This is a genomic window from Micromonospora sp. HM5-17 (genome assembly GCF_003762835.1).
Taxonomy (GTDB): Bacteria; Actinomycetota; Actinomycetes; order Mycobacteriales; family Micromonosporaceae; genus Plantactinospora.
Window position 1 is genome coordinate 467,771 of the sequence record NZ_RJWA01000005.1, and the last position, 6,310, is coordinate 474,080.

At 73.4% G+C, this 6,310-nt stretch carries 5 protein-coding genes; 2 read left to right on the forward strand and 3 right to left on the reverse strand.

What is annotated here, in order from left to right:
- Positions 1–45: 45 nt before the first annotated feature.
- Positions 46–3,372 carry a DEAD/DEAH box helicase gene (locus EF879_RS17695; RefSeq protein WP_123559934.1) on the reverse strand — a complete coding sequence of 1,109 codons (3,327 nt, stop codon included), beginning with the start codon at positions 3,370–3,372 and terminating at the stop codon, positions 46–48.
- 228 nt (positions 3,373–3,600) lie between these two features.
- On the opposite strand from EF879_RS17695, the gene EF879_RS17700 reads away from it, so the two are divergent.
- Positions 3,601–3,924 (forward strand): zinc ribbon domain-containing protein, encoded by a 324-nt coding sequence (locus EF879_RS17700; protein ID WP_158624197.1) that lies wholly within the window; start codon positions 3,601–3,603, stop codon positions 3,922–3,924.
- A 183-nt stretch (positions 3,925–4,107) separates the two neighbouring features.
- Positions 4,108–4,314: a hypothetical protein gene (locus EF879_RS17705; RefSeq protein ID WP_123559938.1), complete on the forward strand. Its 207-nt coding sequence runs from the start codon at positions 4,108–4,110 to the stop codon at positions 4,312–4,314.
- A gap of 145 nt (positions 4,315–4,459) precedes the next feature.
- On the opposite strand, the gene EF879_RS17710 is transcribed toward EF879_RS17705, so the two are convergent.
- Together EF879_RS17710 and EF879_RS17715 are read right to left on the reverse strand one after the other, a co-directional pair.
- Positions 4,460–5,185: a DUF4142 domain-containing protein gene (locus EF879_RS17710; protein ID WP_370375517.1), complete on the reverse strand. Its 726-nt coding sequence runs from the start codon at positions 5,183–5,185 to the stop codon at positions 4,460–4,462.
- Between the two features lie 679 nt (positions 5,186–5,864).
- Positions 5,865–6,239: a winged helix-turn-helix domain-containing protein gene (locus EF879_RS17715; protein ID WP_123559940.1), complete on the reverse strand. Its 375-nt coding sequence runs from the start codon at positions 6,237–6,239 to the stop codon at positions 5,865–5,867.
- Positions 6,240–6,310: the final 71 nt, after the last annotated feature.

Consider the following 6,310-nt stretch of genomic DNA (forward strand, 5'->3'; position numbering starts at 1 on the left):
CCCGCCGTTCTCCCGTCGGCTCCTCTCCCGTCGGCTCCAGAGGTCTCACTCCACCACCGCCCCGGACTCCAGCGCGAAGAGCCGGCGCAGCTCCGAGGTCGACAGCTCGGTGAGCCACTGCTCACCGCTGCCGACGATCCTGGCGGCGAGCCCTCGCTTCTCGGCGATCAGCGCGGCCACCTTCTCCTCCACCGTGCCGGCACAGACGAACTTGCGGACCTGGACGGCGCGACGCTGACCGATCCGGAACGCCCGGTCGGTCGCCTGGTCCTCCACCGCCGGGTTCCACCACCGGTCGACGTGGATCACGTGGTTGGCGGCGGTCAGGGTCAGCCCGGTGCCCCCGGCCTTCAGCGAGAGCACGAAGAGCGCGGGACCGTCGTCGCGCTGGAAGCGCGCGACCATGGCGTCCCGCTCCGCCTTGCCGACGCCGCCGTGCAGGAAGAGGACCTCGCGGCCGAACCGGGCCGCCAGGTGGGCGCGAAGCATTCCGCCGAACTCGGCGTACTGGCTGAACAGCAGCGCTTTGTCGCCCGTGGCGAGGATCTCCTCGACGATCTCCTCCAGCCGGGCCAGCTTGCCGGAGCGTCCCGGCAGCGGGGAGCCATCCCGGAGCAGCTGGGCCGGGTGGTTGCAGACCTGCTTGAGCTTCGTCATCGTGGCGAGCACCAGCCCGCGCCGCTCGATCCCCTCGCTCGACTCGATCTTCGCCATCATGTCGTCCAGCACGGCCTGGTACATCGAGGCCTGCTCCCGGGTGAGGTTGCAGAACACCTCCATCTCCAGCTTCTCCGGCAGGTCCGTGATGATCGACCGGTCGGTCTTCAGCCGACGAAGCACGAACGGGCCGGTGATCCGGCGCAGCCGGGCCGCCGCCTCCTCGTCGCCGTGCCGCTCGATCGGTTCGGCGTACCGGCGCTTGAAGCTCGGGGCGCTGCCCAGCAGGCCCGGGTTGGCGAACTCCATGATCGACCAGAGGTCGGCCAGCCGGTTCTCCACCGGCGTACCGGTGACCGCCACCCGGTGCCGGGCCGGCAGCGACCGGACCGCGGCGGCCTGCCGGGTCGCGGCGTTCTTGATCGACTGCGCCTCGTCCACCACGACCCGGTGCCAGTCGACCTCGGCCAGCGCGGCGGCGTCCCGGGCCGCCAGCGCGTACGTGGTCACCACCAGGTCCGCCTCCCGGACCGCCGCGGCGAACCGCGCACCGCGCGCCCGCTCGGCCCCGTGGTGGACGTGGACCCGCAGCTGGGGGGTGAACCGGGCCGCCTCGCGCTGCCAGTTGCCGACCAGGGACATCGGGCAGACCAGCAGGGTCGGCCCGGCCTCCGGCGGGTCCCCGGCGAACAGCGCGAGCAACTGGACCGTCTTGCCCAGTCCCATGTCGTCGGCGAGGATGCCGCCGAGCCCGAGCGACTCGAGAAAGGTCAGCCAGGCAAGCCCTCGCCGCTGGTACGGCCGGAGCGTGCCCCGGAAGCCCGCCGGGGCGTCCCGGTCGACGAGATGTCGTTCGACCTGCCCGGCGAGCAGGTCGCCGAGCGGGCCGTCCGCCTCGACCGCCAGCACCGGCAGCGCCCCCGGCTCGTCCGGGCTCTCCAGGCCGAGCCGGAGCAGGTCGCCGACGGTCAGCTCGCCCCGGGTCTGGAGCAGTTTCAGCCCGGCGGCGAGCCGCCTGGGGTCCAACTCGACCCACTGGCCGCGGAGCCGCACCAGCGGGGTCTTGAGCCTGGCCAGCGCCTGGAGTTCGGCCGCCGAGAGCGGCTGGTCCCCGATCGCCAGCTCCCATTGGTAGTCGACCAGTGCCGCCATCCCGAGCGCGCTGCGCCCGGCGACCGTGCCGGGAGCGGTCCGGGTGGTGGCCCGCAGCCGGGCACCGAGCCGGGCCCCCGGCCGCTGCCACCATGACGGCAACAGGACGCCGAAGCCGGCCGCGTGCAGCACCGGAGCGCCCTCCCGGAGGAAGCGGTACGCGCCCTCGGTGTCCAGCTCCATCCCCTTTGGCGTGGCGGTACGCAGCGCGTCCTCCAACTCCGGCCAGAGCCGGCTGGCCCGGCCCAGCTCGGTCAGGAGCGTCTCCTGCGGCGCGGCCAGGTGCCGGGCGAGCGCCCGCAGGTCCGCCGTGGCCGTCCAGATCCGGTCGGCGCCGACGACCAGGCTCGGTTCGTCGGCCGCCTGCAACGCGAACTCGATCCGCCAGCGCCGCTCCGCCACCGGCGGAGCCTCCCCGGCCGTCGGGTCGGCAGGGCCGGTGGTCGGGTCACCATCGCCGGTCTGCGCGGCAAGCAGCCCGACCAGGTCGTCGTCGACGGGGGTGGGGGGCTCCACCAGCCGGAAGCAGGCGCGGACCGGCCCGCCGGCCGCGTCCCGCTGCCAGGCCCGCAACTGTGCGTCGAGCACGCCGAGCGCGTCCGGTGGCGCGGTGAAGCCGCGCTGCCGGCCGGTCAGCGCCCGCAGCCAGGCCCGGACCGCCGCGTCCACGCCGGTGGCCCGGGCGACACCGGTCAGGCGTACGCCCTCCAGGGCGCTGCGCGCGGCGGCGTCGGTGAGCGCGTCGAGCGCATCGGCGACGACCGCCGTCGCGGTGGCGTCCGTCGGGTCGTCCTCCCCCGCCGATCCGGGCGCCGCCGGCCCCCTCGACGCCGCGCCCGCCGGATCCCCGGTACGCCCCGAGGCCGTGCCGCCTCCGGCGCCGGCCGGACCCGTTCGAGACCCCCGGGGCGGCACCGGCCGTGCCGAACGGACCACCGGGGGCAGCGCCAGCGTCAGGGCCCGGGCCCAGCCGGCGTCCGCGCCGGTCAGCAGCGGTCGCCACACCGCCTCGGCCAGCTCGGTGGCGTCCCCGGCGGCCCGACGGCGACTCCTCGGCGTACGGCCGCCCGGGACGGCCGGACGCCGGAGTCCGGGCAGGGTCCGGCCCCGGCGTACCAGGTCGACGGCGAACTCGGCCAGCCGTGCCAGATGCCGCACCGAGGCGCCGGGCACCGGGGCGTTGACCCCGAACGGCTCCTCGCCGGCGAACGCCAGCAGGACGGGGAGCGCGTGGTCGGCGTCGTACTCCAGGGTCGGCACCCGCCACCCGGCGAGGCCGACCGGGCCCGGACCCGGCTCGACCGGTTCGGTGCGGACCAGCTCCGGCGAGTCGGTGGGCGCGCCGTCGCGGGTCGGCAGGGTGAGCAGGGCGGTGCCGGTCACCGCCTTGGCGGCGAGGGCGCCGAGGGCGTCGGCCAGTCCGGGATGACCGGCGGCGAACGGGTGCGGCCGCTCCCGCGCCGGGCGACCGGGCCGACGCGGCGGACGGGGCGGCAGGGTGGAGTCCTCGGCCCACAGGGCGAGCCGGCCACCGGCCAGCCACACACCGTGCACGACCAGCACGACGCCCCCTCCCCCGGCTCCCACGACCGGCCCCCTCCAGGCCGCCGGCCTCTTTCTAGCACCCCGCCGGGGAAGGGACCGGTCCGGCACACGCCGGGGTCCCGGAGACGCGGCCGAGGTCGTCACCCGTCCAGTCGCGAATCGAACACTTTCGCCCCGCCGTCCGTACTACCGGACAAGATGACGATAGTCGTGGATGCGTCGACATCCGGAGGCGAGGCGGTGACCATGGATTTTCCCATCGTGCAGCGCGCCACCCCCGGGCGCTACCTGCTCCGTGGGCTGCTCCGCTGCGGGCCCTGCGGCGAGCTGCTGATCCCGTCCTTCTCGTCGAACGGACGCCGCTACTACGGCTGTCCGCGGCGCCGCTGCCCCCGCCCCTGGGTGCCGGCGGAGCAGACCGAGCAGGTGGTCTGGGAACAGGTGGCGGCGCGGCACGGCACGGCGGCTCGTGACGCACCGGTCGAGCAGCGGCTGGCCATGCTCAACGCCGTGCTCGCGGAGGTCAGGGTCGGACTGCGGGTCGCGGATCTCGAGTACCGGTGGCGCTGAGCGGTCGGAAGCGTCGGCACCGAACCGGACCGTCCGGCACCGGGTGCCGCCTCCGCCCCGGTATGGCCCACCGCCCGCCGGCGCCGGTCCACGCCGCTCGCCGCCCGCCCGCACCGGCGCACACCGCCCGCCGGTACGGGCCGATCGGCTGCGCCGGTACGCCGACGGCGGCAGGATGATCCCATGGAGGCCACCACGGAGATTCCGCTGGTCGGCGGCGTCGCCGACGGCGACACGGTGATCGTCGACCTCGACGTACACGGCCGGCCGCCGCTCACCCACCACCACCTGGTCGACAACGAGCTGGCCCGGGCGGAGATCTACGAGTTGGAGGCGGTCGCGGGCGAGGGGCCGCCCTGGGTCTACCGATGGCGCGGCACCGCCGCCTGATGGGAGCAGATGCGCGCGTTCTCCGGGCGGCCGGGCGTGACCGCGGTTCGCCCGCCTACGCCTGTGGACGCCCCGCCCACATCGCCCGGATCGGGTGGGCGGGCCGTCGCCCACCCACCCGCGTCCCCGGCTGGCCGCGGCGGCGCTACCGGCGGACCAGTCGGACGGTGGCGATACTGCCCAGGGTCAGCGCGCCGAGTAGCACCGCCCAGATGACGGTGGTATTCAGGCCGGTCCCGAACTCCGCGTTGGCCCGGGCGGCGGCGACCAGGCCCTCCTCCTGCGGCGCCGGCAGGGCGACCGGGGGCAGTTCCGCGTACCGGACCAGGCCGGTGCTCTCCAGCATGCTCATGTGGTTCATGACATAGCCGTTGGCCTGCTCGGCGAGCTTGCGGACGATGTCGTTGCGGGTCCCGGCGCGGACGGCGCCGATCACCGGAAAGATGGCCCCGTGCGCCGCCCGGAGCCGGTCCACGAAGATCCGGTCGAAACGGGCGCCCGAGGCGTTCTTCATCTCGTCGAGCCAGCCCTTCTGCTGGGCGTTCGGCTCGGTGGGCAACTGGACCCCCAGTTTGTTCGCCGCCTCGACGACCAGCTGGTCCAGTTCGTAGTGCTGGGCCGCGATCTCAGCGCCGACCTTGCGAACCTCGGCCTTGCTGCCCTTCTCGGACGCCATCTGTCCGGCCGGCATCTCCCACAGCCCGGCGAGCCGTACGCCGTTGAGCAACGCCATGTCGGAGGCCCCGAGCTGGGTCGGGCCGGCGGGTGCGGCCAGTCCCGCGGCGGGCATCAGGAGCAGCCCAGCGACGAAACCGACCAGAGCGGCGGCCGTCCGACGCGTTGCCTTCCCCCACGATCGGGCCGTGGCCACGTTCTCATCCTCCCGGGTGACACGTGTGGGTGACGGTGACGAATTCGGCCAGAACGGTATGGCCCGCCTCTTCCATGCGTCAACGTGACGGAGCAGGAGGAGAGCAAAGCTTAGGCGTCACTTAACGAAAACCTATATTGGCGGTCCGCGGGCGGCGGTGCCCGGGCTCGCTGGGGTGCGTTGCCGGGGCGTGGTACGCCATGCGTTACCGGGCCGGGCATGCCTGCCAGATCGGTGGATGACCTCAATCCTTGCCAACAAACCGACGGGATACCTCAATGCGACGGCGCGAAGCGGTGTACTGCCGGAATTCGACGAGGCGAAAGGTGTCGTGCCGGTGCGCTGGCGGGGCAGAGGTTTGGTAGCGGCCGGGCTCGGCACCGCCCGTCCGTTTGCCTGACGGGCGGTGGGCGACACCTGTACCCCGTCGACCCGGCCGGGAATGGGGTGGAAAGGTCCGCGGGGTCGTGGGCGACCACAGCGAAACCACTGGTGGGCGCGGCAGGGTTCGAACCTGCGACCCCTCGCTTGTAAGTTCTGGGCGGTCCGTCCGGCTTAGTCCGTCCGCGCTCATGACCTCGGCCGACTGCCCGCGCTCGGTCGCCACCGACCGTCCTCGTCGCGGCCTGTTGCTGTCACTGTTGCTGTCGACAGCAACCCTCGTCCGCCTGGAGCTGAACTACGCCCCGACGATCCGGACTTCGTTGGCTTCGTACGTCTCTACTCCTCCGGCGGCCCTGGTGATCACCACCGTGCCGGGGCCGCTGTAGGTCGCCGAGTCGCCCGGCCCGAGGGTGATCTCCTCGACCTGGCCGACAGCTCGAACGTACGTTGCGCGTGGGTGGCCCGGCCTCTGTTCGACCACCACCAGGCCGTCATTCTTGAGCGCTGTGATCACGGTCCGGATCGTGGTTCGGCTGACGCCGTAGCCCTGGGCCAAATCCGTCTCGCTGGGCAGTCTCGATCCCGGGGCGTACTCGCCCTCCGCCACCCTGCGGCGGATGTCGTCGGCAATCTGTCGCCAGATTGCCCGCTCCGGGTCGAACTCGATCACGAACTCGACACTAGATCCGCAGGTAGGAACCTAGGTCTGTACGTACCAATCTACGTAGCGTATGGTTGTCC

Coding starts and splice junctions, on each gene's coding strand:
- EF879_RS17700 (WP_158624197.1), top strand. CDS start 3,601: ATGGATTTTCCCATCGTGCAGCGCGCCACCCCCGGGCGCTACCTGCTC.
- EF879_RS17705 (WP_123559938.1), top strand. CDS start 4,108: ATGGAGGCCACCACGGAGATTCCGCTGGTCGGCGGCGTCGCCGACGGC.